Source organism: Psychrobacter sp. 1Y4, assembly GCF_051847555.1.
The window spans coordinates 1-728 of sequence record NZ_JBPYDE010000516.1; the positions used below are offsets into that span (position 1 = coordinate 1).

The following is a 728-nucleotide window of genomic DNA, read 5'->3' on the forward strand; positions in this document are numbered from 1 at the left end:
ATTAGTGTAAATAGAGAAAAAAATGACAGATAACGTCCATAACCATTCAATGACCATCAAACGTAGTATCGATGAAGCGTACCTTATCGCTGAGCGCGATGGTTTTGCGTTACTCGATATTGCGATTGATGAAAGTAGGCTTAAAAGCACGTTAGACAATGACAGCTGCGGTGCATCTGTTTGCTTTGAAGGGCGAGTGCGCAACCATAATAATGCCACGAGCGTAGATCGCCTTACGTATTACGGTTATGAAGATTTGGCAATCAATCAAGGCCGCGCTATCATAGAAGAGGCCAAAAAGCGCTTTGAGATCACTCATGCTATTGCCATTCATCGAATTGGTGCGCTAGAGATTGGTGATGTGGCTGTGTGGGTTGGGGTAGTGTCGGCGCATCGCTATCCAGCATTTGATGCCTGCCGCTGGATACTAGATACCATCAAAGCGGACATTCCGGTCTGGAAGCAAGAGTATTACGAAGATGACTCGTCTAAATGGCTCAGCAATAATGGATAGGTCACTAGCTGCTATTAGTACCTCTGCGTGTTTGCTATTGGCATTAAGTGCTTGTACAGCAGATAAAAATACGAATGCAGAATCGGCGACTGCGACAAGTGCTCAGCACCAGACACTACGTATCGCTGCGGCAGCCAACTTATCTGATGTCCTACCTAATATCATTAATAGCTATCAAACGGATAGTAATATATCGAATCAAGACAACTTAGAT

General features: G+C 44.4%; 1 protein-coding gene and 1 pseudogene. Both read left to right on the forward strand.

What is annotated here, in order from left to right:
- Nucleotides 1-22 precede the first annotated feature (22 nt).
- A complete protein-coding gene (locus tag ACS8FC_RS17295) occupies nucleotides 23-514 on the forward strand; it encodes a molybdenum cofactor biosynthesis protein MoaE (protein ID WP_439297689.1) in 492 nt (163 codons plus the stop codon).
- A pseudogene (locus ACS8FC_RS17300) lies at nucleotides 507-728 on the forward strand (molybdate ABC transporter substrate-binding protein); the annotation flags it as partial. The gene ACS8FC_RS17295 and the pseudogene ACS8FC_RS17300, both read left to right, overlap by 8 nt.